At 63.6% G+C, this 17423-nt stretch carries 18 protein-coding genes; 13 read left to right on the plus strand and 5 right to left on the minus strand.

The genetic code is table 11. The annotated features are described in order from the left end of the window. Positions 1–49: 49 nt before the first annotated feature. Positions 50–1630 (plus strand): threonine ammonia-lyase, biosynthetic, encoded by a 1581-nt coding sequence (ilvA, locus tag LHAB_RS02305; protein WP_194943052.1) that lies wholly within the window; start codon positions 50–52, stop codon positions 1628–1630. A gap of 160 nt (positions 1631–1790) precedes the next feature. Here the strand turns inward: ilvA and LHAB_RS02310 are convergent, their stop codons facing one another. Further along, positions 1791–2243, minus strand: a complete 453-nt coding sequence (locus LHAB_RS02310; RefSeq protein ID WP_090043744.1) for a type II secretion system protein N — start codon at positions 2241–2243, stop codon at positions 1791–1793. Positions 2244–2255: 12 nt separating this feature from the next. Between LHAB_RS02310 and gspG the strand changes: the two genes are divergently transcribed. The 12 genes from gspG (at position 2256) to LHAB_RS02370 (ending at position 13656) form a co-directional block, all read left to right on the plus strand. Then, positions 2256–2702 (plus strand): type II secretion system major pseudopilin GspG, encoded by a 447-nt coding sequence (gene gspG, locus LHAB_RS02315; protein ID WP_090043856.1) that lies wholly within the window; start codon positions 2256–2258, stop codon positions 2700–2702. Next, the gene (locus LHAB_RS02320) at positions 2677–3159 is read left to right on the plus strand and encodes a prepilin-type N-terminal cleavage/methylation domain-containing protein (RefSeq protein ID WP_090043745.1); all 483 of its coding nucleotides are present in this window, start codon (positions 2677–2679) and stop codon (positions 3157–3159) included. Before gspG ends, LHAB_RS02320 begins: the two co-directional genes overlap by 26 nt. Further along, entirely contained in the window at positions 3156–3509 is a 354-nt protein-coding gene (gene gspI, locus LHAB_RS02325; RefSeq protein ID WP_090043746.1) for a type II secretion system minor pseudopilin GspI, read from the plus strand. The genes LHAB_RS02320 and gspI overlap by 4 nt, the downstream gene beginning before the upstream one ends. Further along, positions 3509–4201, plus strand: coding sequence for a PulJ/GspJ family protein (locus LHAB_RS02330; RefSeq protein ID WP_090043747.1), 693 nt, complete (start codon positions 3509–3511; stop codon positions 4199–4201). The genes gspI and LHAB_RS02330 overlap by 1 nt, the downstream gene beginning before the upstream one ends. After that, positions 4198–5196: a type II secretion system minor pseudopilin GspK gene (gspK, locus tag LHAB_RS02335; protein WP_090043748.1), complete on the plus strand. Its 999-nt coding sequence runs from the start codon at positions 4198–4200 to the stop codon at positions 5194–5196. Before LHAB_RS02330 ends, gspK begins: the two co-directional genes overlap by 4 nt. Positions 5197–5203: 7 nt before the next feature. Next, on the plus strand, positions 5204–6466 hold the full coding sequence (gspL, locus tag LHAB_RS02340) for a type II secretion system protein GspL (protein ID WP_090043749.1): 1263 nt from the start codon (positions 5204–5206) through the stop codon (positions 6464–6466). Beyond that, a complete protein-coding gene (gspM, locus tag LHAB_RS02345) occupies positions 6463–6987 on the plus strand; it encodes a type II secretion system protein GspM (protein WP_194943054.1) in 525 nt (174 codons plus the stop codon). The genes gspL and gspM overlap by 4 nt, the downstream gene beginning before the upstream one ends. Then, positions 6984–7778 carry a type II secretion system protein N gene (gene gspN, locus LHAB_RS02350; protein ID WP_090043750.1) on the plus strand — a complete coding sequence of 265 codons (795 nt, stop codon included), beginning with the start codon at positions 6984–6986 and terminating at the stop codon, positions 7776–7778. Before gspM ends, gspN begins: the two co-directional genes overlap by 4 nt. A 77-nt stretch (positions 7779–7855) precedes the next feature. Beyond that, on the plus strand, positions 7856–9985 hold the full coding sequence (gspD, locus tag LHAB_RS02355) for a type II secretion system secretin GspD (protein WP_090043858.1): 2130 nt from the start codon (positions 7856–7858) through the stop codon (positions 9983–9985). A gap of 10 nt (positions 9986–9995) precedes the next feature. Further along, positions 9996–11402 carry a GspE/PulE family protein gene (locus tag LHAB_RS02360; protein ID WP_090043751.1) on the plus strand — a complete coding sequence of 469 codons (1407 nt, stop codon included), beginning with the start codon at positions 9996–9998 and terminating at the stop codon, positions 11400–11402. Between the two features lie 5 nt (positions 11403–11407). Next, positions 11408–12646: a type II secretion system inner membrane protein GspF gene (gspF, locus tag LHAB_RS02365; protein WP_090043752.1), complete on the plus strand. Its 1239-nt coding sequence runs from the start codon at positions 11408–11410 to the stop codon at positions 12644–12646. A 110-nt stretch (positions 12647–12756) separates the two neighbouring features. Beyond that, positions 12757–13656 carry a 5'-nucleotidase gene (locus LHAB_RS02370; RefSeq protein ID WP_090043753.1) on the plus strand — a complete coding sequence of 300 codons (900 nt, stop codon included), beginning with the start codon at positions 12757–12759 and terminating at the stop codon, positions 13654–13656. A gap of 4 nt (positions 13657–13660) precedes the next feature. Here LHAB_RS02370 and LHAB_RS02375 read toward each other — a convergent pair whose 3' ends face one another. Genes LHAB_RS02375 through LHAB_RS02390 form a run of 4 tightly spaced genes read right to left on the minus strand, consistent with a single transcriptional unit; the run spans position 13661 to position 17262 of the window. Next, positions 13661–14284, minus strand: coding sequence for a DUF3299 domain-containing protein (locus LHAB_RS02375; protein WP_228763319.1), 624 nt, complete (start codon positions 14282–14284; stop codon positions 13661–13663). Between the two features lie 16 nt (positions 14285–14300). Further along, positions 14301–15590 carry an ABC transporter permease gene (locus tag LHAB_RS02380; RefSeq protein ID WP_090043754.1) on the minus strand — a complete coding sequence of 430 codons (1290 nt, stop codon included), beginning with the start codon at positions 15588–15590 and terminating at the stop codon, positions 14301–14303. Next, positions 15587–16276 carry an ABC transporter ATP-binding protein gene (locus tag LHAB_RS02385; RefSeq protein ID WP_090043755.1) on the minus strand — a complete coding sequence of 230 codons (690 nt, stop codon included), beginning with the start codon at positions 16274–16276 and terminating at the stop codon, positions 15587–15589. The genes LHAB_RS02380 and LHAB_RS02385 overlap by 4 nt, the downstream gene beginning before the upstream one ends. A 35-nt stretch (positions 16277–16311) precedes the next feature. Next, a complete protein-coding gene (locus LHAB_RS02390) occupies positions 16312–17262 on the minus strand; it encodes a DMT family transporter (RefSeq protein WP_090043756.1) in 951 nt (316 codons plus the stop codon). Positions 17263–17423: the final 161 nt, after the last annotated feature.

Here is a 17423-nt window from a genome sequence, read left to right on the forward strand (position 1 = left end):
CATTTTTTTGGCCGTTATCATCAAGCCCACACTTTTTAGGCGGTGGGGCATGTCCGCCATCGCACCGGACATGAAGACCCCAGACCTGAACCCCGCCGATTACCTGATCAAGATCTTGAATGCCAAGGTCTACGACGTGGCCAACGAATCGGCCCTAGAAACCGCCAAAAACCTGTCGCGCCGCTTGGGCAACCTGGTGCTGCTCAAGCGCGAAGACCAGCAGCCTGTGCACAGCTTCAAACTGCGTGGGGCCTACAACAAGATGGCTCACCTGAGCCCTGAGCAGCTCAAAAAAGGCGTGATCTGTGCCTCGGCGGGCAACCACGCACAAGGCGTGGCCCTGAGCGCCAGCAAGTTGGGCTCGCGCGCCATCATCGTGATGCCCACCACGACGCCGCAGGTCAAGATCGATGCGGTCAAGGGCTTTGGGGGGGATGTGGTGTTGCATGGCGACAGCTACTCTGACGCTTACAACCACGCCCTGACTTTGCAAAAAAAGCAGGGTCTGGCCTTTGTACACCCCTTTGACGACCCGGACGTGATCGCGGGCCAGGGCACGATTGCCATGGAAATGCTGAGCCAGCACCAGGGGCCGCTCGACGCGGTGTTTGTGGCCATTGGCGGCGGCGGCCTGATCAGCGGCGTGGCCAACTACATCAAGGCGGTGCGCCCAGGCGTCAAGGTGATTGGTGTGCAGATGAACGACTCCAACGCCATGATCCAGTCGGTGACGGCCCAACAGCGCGTGACCTTGTCCGATGTGGGCCTGTTTTCGGACGGCACGGCCGTGAAGCTGGTGGGCGAAGAGACCTTCCGCGTGGCCAGCAACTTGGTGGACGAGTACATGACGGTGGACACCGACGCGGTGTGCGCAGCCATCAAGGACATTTTTGTGGACACGCGCTCCATCGTGGAGCCTGCTGGCGCACTGGCCGTGGCCGCCATCAAGCAGTATGTGGCCGCGCACAAATGCAAGGGCCAGACCTTTGCGGCCATTTTGTGCGGCGCCAACATGAACTTTGACCGCCTGCGCTTTGTGGCCGAACGCGCCGAAGTGGGCGAAGAAAAGGAAGCCCTGTTTGCCGTGACCATCCCGGAAGAACGTGGCAGCTTCAAGCGCTTTTTGGAGCTGATCGGCAGCTTGCCGGGCGGCCCGCGCAATGTGACGGAGTTCAACTACCGCATGAGCGATTCGGACCAGGCCCATGTGTTTCTCGGCCTGAGCACCCACGGCAAAGGCGAAAGCAGCAAGATCACGGCCAAATTCAACAAGCATCAGTTCAAGGCGATTGACCTGACGCACGACGAGCTGGCCAAAGAGCACATCCGCCACATGGTGGGCGGGCACTCGGCGCTGTCACAAGACGAGCGCCTGCTGCGCTTTGAGTTCCCCGAGCGACCCGGCGCCTTGCTCAAGTTTTTGAGCCTGATGCGCCCAGGCTGGAACATCAGCCTCTTCCACTACCGCAACCAGGGCGCCGACTACGGCCGCATTCTGGTGGGCCTGCAGGTGCCGCCCACAGACAACAAGGCCTTTGACAAGTTCCTCAAAACGCTGGGTTATCCGTATGCGGAAGAGACGGACAACCCGGTTTATCGCTTGTTTTTAAGAGGGCAGATTCAAGCTTGAGCTTCAACACGCTAAAACTAGGCGTGTAGCACCTCGAACGGTGGCATGAATCCGATAGCAAAAGCTGCTCATGGGACTTTTTGGCTGCTGACCAATACTGATTCAGACAGCCGCATCCATTGGCTTTGACCCTTGAACAAACAATGGGCACTCAAATGCTTCAAGGGCCGTCTGCGGCAGGAAGCTCGAGCAGGATATCAGTGTCCGAGGACTTCAGACGGGCTTGTCTGGCGGTCAAGGACACGAGGGTCCAGCCGTCTTGAAGGGTTTGGCCCACGCGATAGGCCTGGGGGGGCTGGCCGTTGGTGGCGATCAGGGCGCTGCCTTGTCCGGAGGGGCTGGCGATCACGCCGATCAATGTGTAGGCGCTGCGGGTCTGGGGCGCCGGACTGGCCGCTGGGTTGGTGGGCTGCCCCAAGGCCCTGGCCACGGGCCCTTGCAAGTCCGTGAGCGGGTTCAAAGCGACAGGCGCTGCCGTCGCCAGGGTGGGTTCTGCCTTGGGCCAATGCAGTGCCCAATACGCCACGCCGGCTGCTGCCAGCAGCCAGACCGAGGCGGTGACAAGGGACAAAACGGTTTGGGGAGACCGTTTGGGCAGTGAAAATGTCAACATCCGAAGATTATGATGGACAACATGACCACAGAATTGACAAACAAAGCACGCCAGCAACGGGGCTTCACCTTGATCGAGCTGATGGTGGTGCTGGCCATCATTGGCGTGTTGGCAGCGCTGATCGTGCCCAACGTGCTCGGCCGCGCCGACGACGCCCGCATCACGGCTGCGCGCACCGATGTGGGCAACCTGATGCAGGCGCTCAAGCTGTACAAGCTGGACAACCAACGGTTTCCAACCGGGGAGCAGGGGCTCAACGCCCTCACGCTCAAACCCACCACCGAGCCCGTGCCCGGCAACTGGAAGCCGTATCTGGACAAACTGCCCAATGACCCCTGGGGCCGCCCCTACCAATACATCAACCCCGGCATCAAGGGTGAGGTGGATGTGCTGTCCTTTGGCGCTGACGGTCAAGCCGGCGGCGAGGGCAACAATGCAGACATCGGCAGCTGGCAGTAAACGCCTGCCAGACCCAGCCCGAGGCTTTACCCTGCTGGAGTTGCTGGTGGTGGTGGCCTTGATCGCGGTGGCCACGGCGGGTGTGCGTTTCTCGCTGCAAGGCAGTGCAGACAGCGCCCTGGAGCGCGATGCCGAACGTCTGGCCAATCTGCTCGAAACGGCACGCGCCCAGGCCCGTGCCAACGGCTCGGCTGTGGTCTGGCGCGCGCAGAGCCGAGGGGACTCTCAGGGTTTTGTTTTCGAAGGTTTGCCGCCACCGGGCCTGCCCCGCGACTGGTTGGCGGCGTCCACCCGTGCTGCGCCCGGGACCGCCGTGACGCTGGGGCCAGAGCCCTTGATGGCACCACGGGCCGTGTCTTTGTTCAGCAGCACGCGGCCCGAGCGGCAGCTGTGGGTGGTGACCGATGGCCTGCGGCCTTTCAGGGTTCAAAACACAGCGCAGCCGGTGTTGCCATGAGCCAACGCGGCTTCACGCTGATCGAAGTGCTGGTGGCACTCGGCATCACGGCTGTGGCCTTGATGGCCGGCTTGAAGGCGACAGGCTCGCTCAGCCGCAATGCCGATCGCCAGACGGTGACTATGCTGGGGCAAATCTGCGCAGACAACGAGCTCATTGCCTTGCGGCTGCGCAGGCAACTGCCCGACACAGGCAACCGCAGCGTCGAGTGCATGCAAGCGGGGCGTGTGCTGCAAGTGGATGTGTCGGTGCGGCCCACGCCCAACCCCAACTTCAGGCGCGTGGATGCGCGGGTGCTGGACCAGGGCGACCACGTGCTTCAGGTCTCTACCGTGATGGGGCGCAACTGATGCACGCCAACCAACAAAGCCGCGGCTTCACGCTGATCGAGGTGCTGGTGGCCATCGGCGTGATGGCTTTGATGGCTTGGATGGCATGGCGCGGACTCGACGGCATGCTGCGCACGCAAAGCAGTTTGCAAACGCGGTCGGACGAGGTCCGCACCTTGCAAGCGGGTTTGGCCCAGTGGCAGACGGACCTCGACCAAATGGCCGAGTTAGCGGGCACCTCCAGTTGGGACTGGGATGGCAAAGTGCTGCGCCTGACACGGCGCAGCGTTGAGGCGCCCGAAACCAGCACCGGTGCGCAGCCCAGCGTGCAGGTGGTCGCTTGGACTTGGCGCAACAATCCCGGTCGCCCCGGCGGGGGCGACTGGCAACGCTGGCAATCCGGGGCGCTGACCCAGCGACAAAATTGGCAAAACGCCTGGGCTCTGGCACAGCAATGGAGCCAGACACCGGACGACCTCACGCGTGCCGGACAGGTGCAGATTCACCCCCTGGGGGGTTGGCAATTGTTTGTGCACCGGGGCGGCAGCTGGACCAACCCCTTGTCCAGTGACGCCACCACCGGTGGCACGGCCATCAGCGGCTCAGCGCCCGATGGGGTTCGCTTGGTCCTGACCCTGCCGCCCGGCGCTGCAGGCTCGGGTGTGCTGAGCATGGACTGGGTGCGCCCCACCCTCTCGGGAGCGCCCCCATGAAGCGGCCTCTTGACCACGCCACACCCCAGCGCCAGCAGGGTGCCGCCTTGCTCATGGCCATGCTCACGGTGGCCTTGGTCACCACGCTGGCCAGTGCCGCCTTGTGGCAGCAATGGCGACAAGTCGAAATCGAAATCGCCGAGCGTGGCCGCAGCCAGACGGCCTGGATGATGACGGGCGCTCTGGACTGGACCCGCTTGATCCTGCGCGAGGACGCTGTGTCGGCCCAAGGCAAGGGAGTTGACCACTTGGGAGAGCCTTGGGCTTTGCCGGTGCAAGAGTCCAAGTTGTCGACCTTTTTGTCGCAAGACCAGCCATGGCGCGAAGGCGATGCCGAAGTGTTTTTGTCGGGCCAGATCACCGATGCCCAATCGCGCATGAATGTGATGAACCTGATCGAGGACAACAAGGTGTCGCCCCCCATGCTGGCCCGTTTTGCCGCCTTGTTTGAACGCCTGAACTTGCCCCTGGATGAACTGCAAAATTTGGCCACCCAACTGCAAGCGGCCATGCCAGTCAAGGCCGAACTCAACGCCAAACCCTCCACGGCCACCGCCAACACCGCCTTGATGCCGCAGCAAACTGCTCAGCTGCTGTGGCTGGGGCTGAGTCCCCGCAGCTTGGCGGCCTTGGAGCCCTACATCACCGTGCTGCCCGAAGCCACGCCTGTGAACCTGAACACCGCATCGGCCGAGGTGCTGTCGGCCAGCGTGCCCGGGCTGGACCTGGCCTCTGCCCGCCAAGCGGTTGCAAGGCGCCAGCAACGGCACTGGGCCAGCCTTGACGCTGCACGCGAAGCACTGGGCCCCGCGGGCCGACAACTGAGCGACAGGCAACACAGCATTCAGAGCCGCTTCTTCGAAGTCAACGGCCGCATGCGCATTGACCGTGTGGTCCAACAAGAACGCTCGCTGGTGCGGCGCGATGGCCAACAAGTCAGCATGGTGTGGCGGGTCAAAAGCCCGCAACAACGGTTGAACACGCCTCTACAATGATCCGCTCATGCGCACCCTGATTGTTCAATTGCCGCTTGGCCTGCCCAGCCCCAGCCTGACGTACCCCCACGCGGTCGTCGACGCTGAGCCCGGTGCACAACAGGGGGCCATGCAATGGGCCACGGCCAACCTGTTGCCCACGGCAGACCGGCAAACCGAGGTGGTCGCTTTGGTCCCTGCCGGACTGCTCTCATGGCACCCAGTGGAATTGCCACCCGGACTGCACAAACAAGCCGCTCGCCTGCCATTGGCCTTGCAAGGGTTGCTGGAAGACCGCCTGCTGGACGATCCGGCCCAGTTGCACATGGCCTTGCAGCCTGACTGGAACCACACCCCGCGCCCATGGGTGGCCGTGTGCGATCGCGGCTGGCTCAGCGCCCATTTGCAAGCGCTGGAGCAAGCGGGCCTGACCGTGCACCGCATCGTGCCCGAACTCAATCCTTCCTCTGCCCTGCCCTTGGGCGCCCAGTGGCAACTGACCGCCTTGGGCGATACCGAGACAGGTTGGCTCTGGATGACCCACCCCGACCGTGGTGTTTGGGGGCATGCCCTACAAGGACTGGGAGGGACGAGCCAAGGCCTTGGCCTTGCTGAAGTGGACCGACAAAGCATCGACATCCAAGCCGAACCCGGTGTGGTGGCGTGGGCCAGCCAATGGGCTGACACCCCAGCGCGGCTGATGTTTCCGGGCCAACACTGGCGGGCAGCGGTCGCGGCCGACTGGGATCTGGCGCAATTTGAGTTCAAGGCCAACAGCCGTTCACGCCAAATCAAAATCTGGCAACGCGCTGCCAGCACGTTTTGGCACGACGCTGCTTGGCGCCCCGTGCGCTGGGGGGTATGGGCCTTGTTGGCGGGTCAGCTGATCGGGTTCAATGCCTGGGCCTGGAAAACACGCGCCGACTGGCAAGCACAGCAGCAAAGCTGGGCCCAAGTTTTGCGTGAAACTTTTCCAAAAACACAGGTCGTGGTGGATGCCCCCTTGCAAATGGCCAAAGAAGTCGAGCGGCTGCGTCAGGCGTCCGGTCAACTCCATGCCGGTGACCTGGAGTCCATGCTCGGCAGCCTGGGCCAAGCCCTGCCTGCCGGCGTCACGGCCCCTGGCCAATGGACTTACCAGCCAGGTCAGTTGCGCTTGCAAAACTTCAAGCCCGGCCTTGCGCAACAACAGGCCTTGCAAACAGCACTGGCTGCGCGCGGCTACCGTTGGCGCGCCGATGGCGAGGCCTGGCTGATGACCCTCGCCCCTTCTGTGCAGGCCAAGCCATGAGCCGTCACACCCCCGCAAACCCCATGCTTGCCGCCTTGCAGCCGTTCTGGCTGCAACGCACCCCGCGCGAAAAACAACTCTTGCGCCTGGCGGGCGCCCTGGGGGTGCTGGTCGCGCTCTGGCAACTGGCGCTGGCACCGGCTTGGCAGACCTGGCAAGAAGCCCCGGCGCAGCAAGCACGGCTGGATGCACAAACCCAGACCATGCAACAGCTCAAGGTGCAAGCCCAAAGCCTGCAAACGCCCCAGGCGATCAGCCGAGTCGAATCGGTCCAATGGCTTGAAAGCAATCTGGCTGAATTGGGCCCCGGCAGCAAAGTCAGCGTGCAAGGCGAGCGCGCCACACTGAGCCTGGACGCCGCACCGGCAGAGGCTTTGGCGCGCTGGCTCAGCTTGGCGCGAGAGCGGGCCCTGGCCATGCCCGAGCAAGCCCAACTGCAATCAGGCGCTGCACCGGCAGCGGCCACCCCTGCCAACAGCCCCGCGCTGCTGCGCGGCACTTTGGTGTTGCGCTTGCCATGAAAGCCATGCACCGTCATCCGGCTTGGGCTTATGCCTTGTGGGGGACGCTGCTCGGTGTGGGCCTGGCCGTGTTGCTCTGGGCACCCGCACGATGGCTCGCTTGGGGCATCTCACAAGCGAGTCAAGGCCATGTGCAATGGCGCGATGCGCGTGGCACGGTCTGGTCGGGTTCGGCCCAACTGGTGCTGACTGGCGGCGGCCAAAGCCGCGACGCACAAGCTTTGCCGAGCCGACTGCAGTGGACCCTGACACCGCGCTGGGCGGGTCTGCAAATCGAGTGGCGGGCCGACTGCTGCATGACCGAAGCTGCCCTTTGGCAAGTCCAGGCGGGCTGGTCCACCTGGCAAGTTCAGGCCAGCGACCACCGCTCCACATGGCCTGCGGCCTTGCTCACGGGTTTGGGCGCACCCTGGAACACCTTGCAACCTGTGGGCCAGTTGCAACTGCGCACCCAGGGTCTGCAGTTTCACTGGGCACAGGGCCGCATGCAAATGAAAGGCTTGGCCGATTTGCACTTGCACCAGCTGTCCACGCGGCTGAGCCCCATCCAACCCGTGGGGAGTTATTCGCTGCAATTGCGTGGCACCCCCGAAGGCACCCCCACCCCCAGCTTGCAACTGAGCTCGCAACAAGGCCCTTTGCTCTTGAGTGGTGATGGCCAGTGGGTGGGTGCGCGGCTGCGGTTCCAGGGCGAGGCCAGCGCGCAAGAGGGCCACGCACCTGAACTCAACAATTTGCTGAACATCCTGGGCCGCCGACAAGGCACGCGCAGTTTGATTTCCTTGGGGTGAGCCCCAACTTGTCCAAACCGCTTCACATGACGCACACCATGCACCCTCTGAACGCCACACCCTCAACCCGCCTTGAGATGGCCCCTTGGTTGGCCAGCGCCCGTTGGCCATGGTTTGCCTTGGCCTGGGTTGGCCTGGCCAGCGCCACGGCGCAGGCCCAGCCTTCAAACCCGACCCCAACACCCGCACCCGCGCTGACCGCCCGCCAAAAAGAACCGGTCACCCTCAATTTTGTGAATGCCGAAATCGATGCCGTGGCCCGCACGCTGGCCACCTTGTCGGGCTACAACGTGGTGGTGGACCCGCGGGTCAAGGGCACGATGTCGCTGTCGAGCCATCTGCCCGTGCCCCCGGCCCAAGCACTGCGCCTGTTTGCAGCGCAATTGCGCACGCAAGGCTTCGCCGTGGTCGAGTCTGCAGGCCTGTACACCGTGTTGCCCGAGGCCGAGGCCAAGCTGCAAAGCAGTGCCGTGTCGGCGGGCGCTGTGCCGGCGGGAACCGGACAAATCGTCACCCAAATTTTCAAGCTCAACCACGAAAACGCCAACAACCTGGTGCCGGTGCTGCGCCCTTTGATCAGCCCCAACAACACCATCAACGTGAACCCTGGCACCAATGCGCTGGTGATCACCGACTATGGCGACAACCTGCAGCGCCTGGGCCGCATCATCGCGGCGCTGGATGTGTCCAACGCCACGGGTGTGGAGATCATTCGCCTCAAACACGGCATTGCGGGTGACCTGGCCCCCATGCTGCAACGCTTGCTCGATTCGGGCGCTGCGGCGGGCGCACCCGCTGCGCAGGGCCAAACCGACACCCTGTTCAAAACCACGGTGCTCGCAGAAACGCGCACCAATTCGCTGATCGTGCGGGCGGCCAATCCGGCGCGTTTGGCATTGACCCGTTCTTTGGCCGAACAACTGGACCAGCCCAGCGCCAGCGGCGCAAGCGCTGCCAGCGGCAACATCCATGTGGTCTACCTGAAAAACGCCGACGCCACCAAGCTGGCGATCACCTTGCGTGCCGCCATGACGGCGCAAGGCAGCCAGCCGGCAGCGGGCTCTTTCAGCACGGCCACGCCGGTGGCTGGCGCGAGCGCAGCGACCAGCACGCTCGGCGCCAGCAACCCCGCAGCGCAACCGTCGACCGGGGGGCAAATTCAGGCCGACCCCGCCACCAATGCCCTCATCATCACAGCGCCCGAGCCGCAATACCGACAACTGCGCAGCGTGATCGACATGCTCGACCAGCGACGCGCGCAGGTGTTTGTCGAGAGCTTGATCGCCGAGGTCAGCGCCGACAAAGCCGCGGAGTTCGGGGTGCAGTGGGTGAGTGGCACCGGCACCAACGGCAGCACCGTGGGGCTGCTGGGCACCAACTTTGCCGTGGGCGGTACCAACTTGCTGAGTCTGGCTGCAGGCGCAGCCTCCGGCCAATACAACGCATCGACAGGTTTGAACGTGGCGATTGGACAGCAACGCAACGGTGCTTTGGCTTTGGGCGCACTGGCGCGCTTTTTGCAATCGAGCGGCGACGCCAATGTGCTGTCCACGCCCAACTTGCTCACGCTGGACAACGAGGAAGCCAAAATCGTGATTGGCCAAAACGTGCCCTTTGTCACGGGCCAGTACACCGCCAACAACAGCAGCAGCGGCGCAGTCAACCCGTTCCAGACGATCGAACGCAAAGACGTGGGCTTGACGCTGCGGGTCAAACCACAAATCAGTGAGAGCGGCACCGTCAAGCTGCAAATTTTCCAGGAAGTCAGCAGCATTGACAGCAAAAGCTCCTCGACCGCTGGCTTGATCACCAACAAGCGCTCGATTGAATCGAGCGTCCTGGTGGACGATGGCTCCATCGTTGTCTTGGGCGGCTTGCTGCAAGACGACACCACCAACAGCCAGGAAAAAGTCCCGGGCCTGGGTGACATGCCTTTCTTTGGCAATCTGTTCAAGTCCGAAGCGCGCAGCCGCAAAAAAACCAACCTGATGGTGTTCCTGCGCCCCGTGGTGGTGCGCGACGGCGCGGCCACAGAAGCCCTGTCGATGGGGCGTTACGAGCAAATGCGCCTGAACCAGCAGGGTTTCCAGCCAGCTGCGACGGGCCCCTTGCCTGTTCAGGGTTCTGCGGTGATGCCGCCCGTGGGGGCGGCTGGCGCAACACCCCAGTCACCTGCGCCTGCAGCCAGCCCTTCCCGCCAGCCCTGAGCACGCCACCATGCGCCACCCTCTGCCTTACGCCTTTGCCCGCACCAGCCAATTGCTGCTGGAGGACGACGGCGACCGCATGACCTTGAGCTGGTGTGAGGGGAGTGACCGTTCGGCCTTGTCTGAGGTGTCGCGTAAATTTGCAGGCCAAAGCCTTGTGATGCAGAACACAGAGGCCGGCGAATTGGCCCGGCGCATCAACCAAGCGTATTCAGGAGGTCAAGCCCACAGCGGCTCCAGCGCCGCCGCCGTGGTCAGCGAAGTCGAGTCCGAAGCCGATTTGTCGCGCATGATGCAGGCGCTGCCAGCGGTGGAAGACCTGCTCGAAGCCAGCGACGACGCGCCCATCATCCGCATGCTCAACGCCTTGCTCACGCAAGCGGCACGAGATGGCGCCAGCGACATCCACATCGAACCCTACGAGCGCCACAGCAGCGTGCGCTTTCGCGTAGACGGCACTCTGCGCGAGGTGGTGCAACCCAACCGCGCCCTGCACGCCGCGCTGATTTCGCGGCTGAAGATCATGGCCGAACTCGACATCGCCGAAAAACGCCTGCCGCAAGACGGGCGCATCAGCCTGCGCTTGGGCTCACGTGCGGTGGATGTGCGCGTGTCCACCCTGCCCAGCGCCCACGGCGAACGCGCTGTGTTGCGCCTGCTGGACAAAAGCGAAGCGCGTTTGACCCTCGAAGCCGTGGGCATGCAAGGCCGCGTGTTGCAGCAGGTGGACCAACTCATAGGCCAACCGCATGGCATTTTGTTGGTGACCGGCCCCACGGGGTCTGGCAAAACCACCAGCCTGTATGCGGCGCTGCAGCGGCTGGACGCCACGCGCAACAACATCATGACGGTGGAAGACCCGATCGAGTACGAACTGCCCGGTGTGGGCCAGATGCAGGTCAACGCCAAAATCGATCTGACCTTTGCCAAGGCCTTGCGTGCCATCCTGCGGCAAGACCCGGATGTGATCATGATCGGCGAGATCCGTGACTTCGAAACCGCCCAAATCGCCATCCAGGCTTCGCTCACAGGCCACTTGGTGCTGGCCACCCTGCACACCAACGACGCGGCCAGCGCCGTCACCCGCTTGACCGACATGGGCGTGGAGCCTTTTTTGCTGAGTTCTTCCTTGCTGGGTGTGCTGGCCCAAAGGCTGGTGCGCAAGCGCTGCACAGACTGCGGAGGTTCGGGCTGCGAAACCTGTGGCCACACGGGTTACGCCGGGCGCACCGGCGTGTTTGAATTGCTGGTGGCCAGTGACGAGATCCGCGCCCAGATCCACAACCGCGCGGCCGAATCCGAATTGCGCGCCACCGCCTTGGCACAAGGCATGGTGCTGATGCGTGACGACGGGCAACGCCTGGTCGATGCCGGCATCACCAGCGCGCAAGAGCTGCTGCGCGTGACGCGAGACTGAGCCGCATGCCTGCTTACCGCTTTGAAGCCCTGCAAGCCGACGGTGCAATGCGCAAAGGCACCGTGGAAGCCGACAGCCTGAAATCGGCCCGCACACAACTGCGTGCACAGTCTCTGGTGCCTTTGTCGGTGGAAGTCATCGCTGCGGGGTCGGCCGACCCTGCAGACTCAGGCTTGCCGTGGTGGCAGCGCAGCATGGGCAGCAGCCGCGCTTTCAGCGCCAGCCAGCGCACGGTTTGGACCCGTCAACTGGCCGGGCTTGTGGGCAGTGGTTTGCCTCTTGAGCGGGCACTGTCCGCATTGGCAGAAGAATGCGAGCACGACATGCAGCGCCAGCTGATGGCCGCGATCCGAGCCGAGGTCAACTCGGGCAGCAGCCTGGGGTGCGCGCTGGGTATGCACCCAGCAGAGTTTCCGGCCATCGACCGCGCCGTGATCTCGGCGGGCGAGGAAAGTGGCCACCTGGGCGATGTGCTGCACCAACTGGCCAACGACCTGGAGGACCAGCAGGTGTTGCGCTCCAAATTGCTGTCGGCCTCGTTGTACCCGGCCATCGTGAGCCTGGTGGCGCTGGCGATTGTGATTTTTCTGATGACCTCGGTGGTGCCGCAGGTGGCGGGCGTGTTTGCGGGCACGCAGCGGCAGCTGCCCGGCCTGACGGTGGCCATGCTGGACATCAGCGGCTTTGTACGTGATTGGGGCTGGGCAGTGGTTCTGGCGGCTGCCGCTGGCGCGCTGTCGCTGCAGATGGCCTTGAAACAAAGCGCATTTCGCTTGAAATTTGACGCCGCTTGGCTGCGCCTGCCCCTGATCGGGCGGCTGGCCCGGGGTTACAACAGCGCCCGCTTTGCGTCCACGCTCGCCATGCTCACGGCCGCTGGCGTGCCCATCCTCAAAGCCCTGCAAGCGGCAGCCGATACCCTGTCCAACCAGGCTTTGCGTGCGGACGCCCTCGAAGCCCTGGTCCGGGTGCGGGAAGGGGCGCCATTGGGGATGGCATTGGCACACAAGGCACGCTTTCCGGGCTTGTTGTCCATGTTCGCCCGGCTGGGCGAACAAACCGGCCAATTGCCTGTGATGCTGCAACGCGCCGCCACCCAGTTGTCTTCCGAAGTGCAGCGCCGCGCCATGGCCCTGGCCACCGTGCTGGAGCCGCTGCTGATCGTGGCCATGGGTGGCATGGTCTTGCTGATCGTGCTGGCGGTGCTGATGCCGATCATGGAATTGAACCAGTGGGTGAAATGAACAATGATGTCATGCCCCTCTGGATCGGGCGTCCAAAGAGCCACGGCGCAAGCCCAAGGTTGACCCACATCTGTGCCCAGATGACCTGCTTTTTCTGCAAGGAGTGAACCATGCCCGCATCCCTAGAAGGCCAACTCGTCGTCGCGATCTCGTCGCGGGCCCTGTTCGACTTTGAAGAAGAAAACCGCCTGTTTGAGCAAGGTGACGACCGGGCTTATATGCAGCTGCAACTGGGCCGCCTCGAAGAGCCCGCCAAGCCTGGCGTGGCGTTTTCTCTGGTGCGCAAGTTGCTGGCCTTCAACGATGCGGATGCGCAGCGCGTGGAGGTGGTGATCCTCTCGCGCAACGACCCGGTCTCGGGCATGCGGGTGTTCCGCTCGGCGCAGCACTATGGCCTGCCCATCCAGCGCGGCAGCTTCACACGGGGCCAGCCCCCGTGGCGTTACCTCAAACCACTGAACGCCAACCTGTTTTTGTCCACCCATTTGTCGGATGTGCGCGCCGCTTTGGGCGCAGGCGTGCCGGCCGCACAGGTGTACCCGCACTCCGCCCTCGCATCCGAGGCGCATCCCCACGAAGTGCGCATCGCTTTTGACGGTGATGCGGTGCTGTTTTCTGACGAGGCCGAACGCGTGTTTCAGGCCGAGGGTCTGTCGGCCTTTCAGGCCCATGAGCGCGACAAGGCCGGCCAGCCTTTGTTGGCCGGACCTTTCAAGCCCTTGCTGGCGGCCTTGCACCGCTTGCAGCACGAGGGCACCCCCGCCATGCGCATTCGCACCGCACTGGTCACAGCCCGCAGTGCGCCGGCGCACGAGCGCGCCATCCGCACGCTGATGGACTGGAACATCGAGGTGGACGAGGCCATGTTTCTGGGCGGTTTGCCCAAAGGGGAGTTTTTGCGAGAGTTCGAGCCGGACTTTTTCTTTGACGACCAAACCGGTCACATCGAATCGGCTGCCCGGCATGTGCCTTCAGGCCATGTGGCGTCAGGGGTTTCAAACCCGGACTGAGCCCTCACTTTTTGTCAACGTATGGGGCCACCTGCTTGGCGTCGATGCGGTAACTGGACACCCCCATGTGCGAGTCGGTTTTGGTGGCACTCAAAGGACCGGTGACCCACAAGGTGTCCATCATTCGAAAGCGCTTGGTGGGCTTGTCCAGGACCACGTGCACGATCTGGTTAGCGGGGGGCGGCGGCGAATGCACACAGGCGCCAAAGTAAGGCACCAACAAAAATTCCTTGCTGCCTTCGGGCAAGTCCTCCAGCGGCACCATGTAGCCCGGCAAGCGCACGCTTTGCCCCAGGATCAGTGGGTTGATGGGTGCGTTGTCCCACATCTTGCGCATTTTTTTGAGGGCTTCCTCGGCCCTGGGGTCGTTGTCCTTGAGGGTCTCCAGATTCAGCGCCTTGAGGTCTTTGTAGGGGTCCCAGCCCGCTGGAATCAGCTGCTCCCAGCCGATGGTGCGCGTGGGACCCGGCACGCTGGCGCCAGGTGGTGGGGCTTCGGCCGACAAGGCCGGCTGGAATTGGGGCACGGTGTCGCGCACCGTCTCACGCACGCTTTGCGCCCAAGCCTGAGAACCGAGCCCCAGACTCCAAGCGCACAGCGCAGCCCATACCATGGTGTAGCGGTTCATCCCTGATCCTTGGTGTTCATGCGCGAGGCGACAAGCCATCGGCCAAGGATAAACGGTAAGCCCGCCAGGCCGGGCCCAGACTGGCCAGCAAACCGGCCAGCAAGACCGCGCCGGCCAAAGACAGTTGCGTGGGCAAAGGCGCAGCCCACTGCAAACGGATGCCCAAAGACTGCTGCAGCCAGGGCGTGGCCAGTGCCATGCCCGTGTAAGCCAGCAACACACCCAACACGACCCCGGCAGTGGTGACCCACACCCCTTCGAGCGTGAGCAGGCCCAGCACATGGCGCGGCGAAGCCCCCACGGCGCGCAGCACGGCCAATTCGCGGCGGCGCTCATTGAGGCCCGCCAACACCACCGCCACCAGCGAGACCACACTCACCAAGGCCACCAAGGCCGAGACCGCCAGCAAGGCGTTTTCGCCCAGGCCAAGCACCGACCACAGCTCACCCAGCGCGACACCGGGCATCACGCCCATCAGCGCTTCTTCTTCGTAAAAATTCACAAAGCGCTGCACATTGAACACCGCTGCCCGACTTTTCAAGCCCACCAGGGCGGCCGTGACTTCTTGCGGCTCCAGGTTGAATTTGCGGGCCTGGTCGGCCGGAATCTGAGCGCCCGGCATGGGGGTGCCAGCGACCCAGTCGAGGTGGATGGCTTCGAGGGCCTGGAGGCTCACTTGCACCGAACGGTCCACCGGAGTGCCCGTGGGCGCCAGAATGCCGACCACCTTGAAGGGCTTGTCGGCGTGTTCATCGGCCTCAGCCGCTTCGGGACCATGGTCATGCAGGCCATGGCCGAGCGTGATGCTTTGGCCCAGGCCATAGCCCATTTGGCGTGCCACTTCGGCCCCGATCACCGCCTCGTACAAGCCATCCAAGGTGTCGGCAAACGCATTGCCCTGCTGCAAGACCAGCGGCTGTTTGTCGCCATAGGCAAAGTGCTGGAAAAACGCGGGTGTGGTGCCCAGCACCGGAAAGCCACGGTGCGAGTCTCCCAGACTCAAAGGCACGACCCAGGACACCGAGCGGTGCTGCGCCAGCTTGTGCACGCTGTCCATGGACATGCTTTGCGGCACGCTGCCGATGTGAAAGACCGAAAACAGCATCAGCTGCACCGGACTGCTGCGGGCCCCCACGATCAGATCGACCCCGCTGACCGATTGCGAAAAACTGTGTCGGATGTCGTGGCGCAAACGCTCCAGCGTCCACAGCAAGGCGGTGGCCAGCGCCAGCGACACCACCACCCACACCAAGGTGCTGCGGCGGCTCCAGGCACTTTGCCGGGCGATGTTCAGCAAGTTGTTCATGCGCTCACCTCGGCTTGCTGCAAGTCGGGCAAGGACCATTGCACGTCAAAGCGCACCGCCTGCTGGGCGTCATGGCTCACGCACACCAAGGTGCTGCCCGCGTCACGCGCGGCCTGCAGCAACAAGTCCATGAATTCCTGGCGCAAGGCCGCGTCGAGCGCCGAGGTGGGCTCGTCGGCCAGAATCAATTCGGGCTGACCCATCAGGGCGCGGGCGGCGGCCACGCGCTGCTGCTGGCCGACCGACAAAGCGTCGGCACGGCGGCTCCACAGCGGCTCGGGCAAACCCATGCGCTCCAACCAGCTTTGGGCCGTGGCCTCGGGGCCCCCTGCGGCCTGGCAGCGTTCGCGCCGCAATTTGGAAAAGCGGCAAGGCAAGGTCACGTTGTCCAGCACGCTCAGGTAGGGCAGCAAATTGAACTGCTGGAACATCAGGCCCACATGGTCGGCGCGAAAGGCGTCGCGCTGACCCGGCTTCAAAGCCGCCCAGTCTTGCCCCAGCAAGGCCACACGCCCATGGCTGGGCGACAAAACGCCCGCCAACAAGCCCAGCAAAGTGCTCTTGCCGCAGCCGCTGGGGCCGTGCAAAAAAACAGTCTGGCCACGGTCCACATGCAAGCGCCCCAGCACCAATGTGTCAGGCCCGCCCCGGGTCCAGGCAAAGCGCAATGGCTCGATGTCGATCACACAGTTCTCCCTGTTGAGCGGGGCAATATACCCCGTCAATCGGGCACGACGGTCTTTCTCCGGCTTTCCCTGCGGGCAATCCAGACGGTGGCGCCCAAGATGACCAAGGCCCCAGCCCAGGTCCATTGGCTGGGCACATCGCCAAACACCAACCAGCCCAAGATCGAGGCCCAAACCAGGTCTAAAAAGCGCAGCGACTGGATGGCCGAAATATCGGCCAGGGCGAAGGCCCGCGTCAGGCAATAGTGGGCGAGCGTGCCGAGCACGCCCGTGGCGGCAAAGCCGAGCCACTGCATCAAGGTGGGCGCTTGCCAGTTGGGCAGCGCCATCGGCAGGCTCAAGACCGTGACCGTCAGGGCTTGCCACAGCACAATCACGCCCGCTTTTTCATAGCGGGTCAGGGCTTTGGTGATGAGAAAGGACGCCGCAAACACGGGCGACGAGGCCAGCATGACCAGGTTGAACCAACCGCCCTCGCCTGACATTTTGGGCAGGACCACCACCAACACGCCCGCAAAGCCGATGATGGCCGCGATCCAGCGGTCTTTGCGCATGGGCTCGCCCAAAAACCAGGCCGCGCCGAGCATGATGAAAATCGGGCCGGTAAAGCCAATGGCCGTCATGTCGGCCAGGGGGATTTTGGGCAAGGCCGTGAACCACAACACCAGCCCCAGCGTGTGTACCCCGCCGCGCCAGAACTGGCCCACCATGTTCACAGGCATGTAGGCACGCCAGCCGTCGCGCCAAACCCAGGGCAGGATGAAGAACAAGCCAAACAAATAGCGCAGGAACTGCGACTGGTAAACATCCAGATGCAAGGTCAGTTCTCTGGCGACGGTATTCAAAAGGGAGAACAGCACCCCGCCCAGCACCATCCAGACCATGCCCCGCACCGCCACAGGCCAGCCCGCAAATAAGCGCCGACTGCGGTGGTGCGCGAGCAACCATTGTCGAGGGGGGGAGAAAAAGGCTTTGCGCGGCTTCATGCGCAAACACCAAGGCGAAGATCCATCACGCCGCCATCTTAGGTCGTTTCAGCGCACGGGCAGGTCACCTCGGTTACGGGGCTTGTCCGGGGTCGAATGGGGGTGGGAGGCCGCCCCTGCGGCCGAATGGTGCTTGTGACCTGCCCCGAATTCGCGAGCGG

The organism is Limnohabitans sp. 2KL-27 (assembly GCF_001269345.1).
Lineage (GTDB): Bacteria > Pseudomonadota > Gammaproteobacteria > Burkholderiales > Burkholderiaceae_C > Limnohabitans_A.

What these genes read in the sequence shown, in the direction of transcription:
- gspN (WP_090043750.1), top strand. Translation starts at nt 6,984, where the DNA reads ATGAAAGCCATGCACCGTCATCCGGCTTGGGCTTATGCCTTGTGGGGG.
- LHAB_RS02380 (WP_090043754.1), bottom strand. Translation starts at nt 15,590, where the DNA reads ATGAACAACTTGCTGAACATCGCCCGGCAAAGTGCCTGGAGCCGCCGC.
- LHAB_RS02330 (WP_090043747.1), top strand. Translation starts at nt 3,509, where the DNA reads ATGCACGCCAACCAACAAAGCCGCGGCTTCACGCTGATCGAGGTGCTG.
- LHAB_RS02310 (WP_090043744.1), bottom strand. Translation starts at nt 2,243, where the DNA reads ATGTTGACATTTTCACTGCCCAAACGGTCTCCCCAAACCGTTTTGTCC.
- gspL (WP_090043749.1), top strand. Translation starts at nt 5,204, where the DNA reads ATGCGCACCCTGATTGTTCAATTGCCGCTTGGCCTGCCCAGCCCCAGC.
- gspI (WP_090043746.1), top strand. Translation starts at nt 3,156, where the DNA reads ATGAGCCAACGCGGCTTCACGCTGATCGAAGTGCTGGTGGCACTCGGC.
- LHAB_RS02360 (WP_090043751.1), top strand. Translation starts at nt 9,996, where the DNA reads ATGCGCCACCCTCTGCCTTACGCCTTTGCCCGCACCAGCCAATTGCTG.
- LHAB_RS02390 (WP_090043756.1), bottom strand. Translation starts at nt 17,262, where the DNA reads ATGAAGCCGCGCAAAGCCTTTTTCTCCCCCCCTCGACAATGGTTGCTC.
- LHAB_RS02375 (WP_228763319.1), bottom strand. Translation starts at nt 14,284, where the DNA reads ATGAACCGCTACACCATGGTATGGGCTGCGCTGTGCGCTTGGAGTCTG.
- gspF (WP_090043752.1), top strand. Translation starts at nt 11,408, where the DNA reads ATGCCTGCTTACCGCTTTGAAGCCCTGCAAGCCGACGGTGCAATGCGC.
- gspG (WP_090043856.1), top strand. Translation starts at nt 2,256, where the DNA reads ATGGACAACATGACCACAGAATTGACAAACAAAGCACGCCAGCAACGG.
- gspM (WP_194943054.1), top strand. Translation starts at nt 6,463, where the DNA reads ATGAGCCGTCACACCCCCGCAAACCCCATGCTTGCCGCCTTGCAGCCG.
- ilvA (WP_194943052.1), top strand. Translation starts at nt 50, where the DNA reads ATGTCCGCCATCGCACCGGACATGAAGACCCCAGACCTGAACCCCGCC.
- gspK (WP_090043748.1), top strand. Translation starts at nt 4,198, where the DNA reads ATGAAGCGGCCTCTTGACCACGCCACACCCCAGCGCCAGCAGGGTGCC.
- gspD (WP_090043858.1), top strand. Translation starts at nt 7,856, where the DNA reads ATGGCCCCTTGGTTGGCCAGCGCCCGTTGGCCATGGTTTGCCTTGGCC.
- LHAB_RS02320 (WP_090043745.1), top strand. Translation starts at nt 2,677, where the DNA reads ATGCAGACATCGGCAGCTGGCAGTAAACGCCTGCCAGACCCAGCCCGA.
- LHAB_RS02370 (WP_090043753.1), top strand. Translation starts at nt 12,757, where the DNA reads ATGCCCGCATCCCTAGAAGGCCAACTCGTCGTCGCGATCTCGTCGCGG.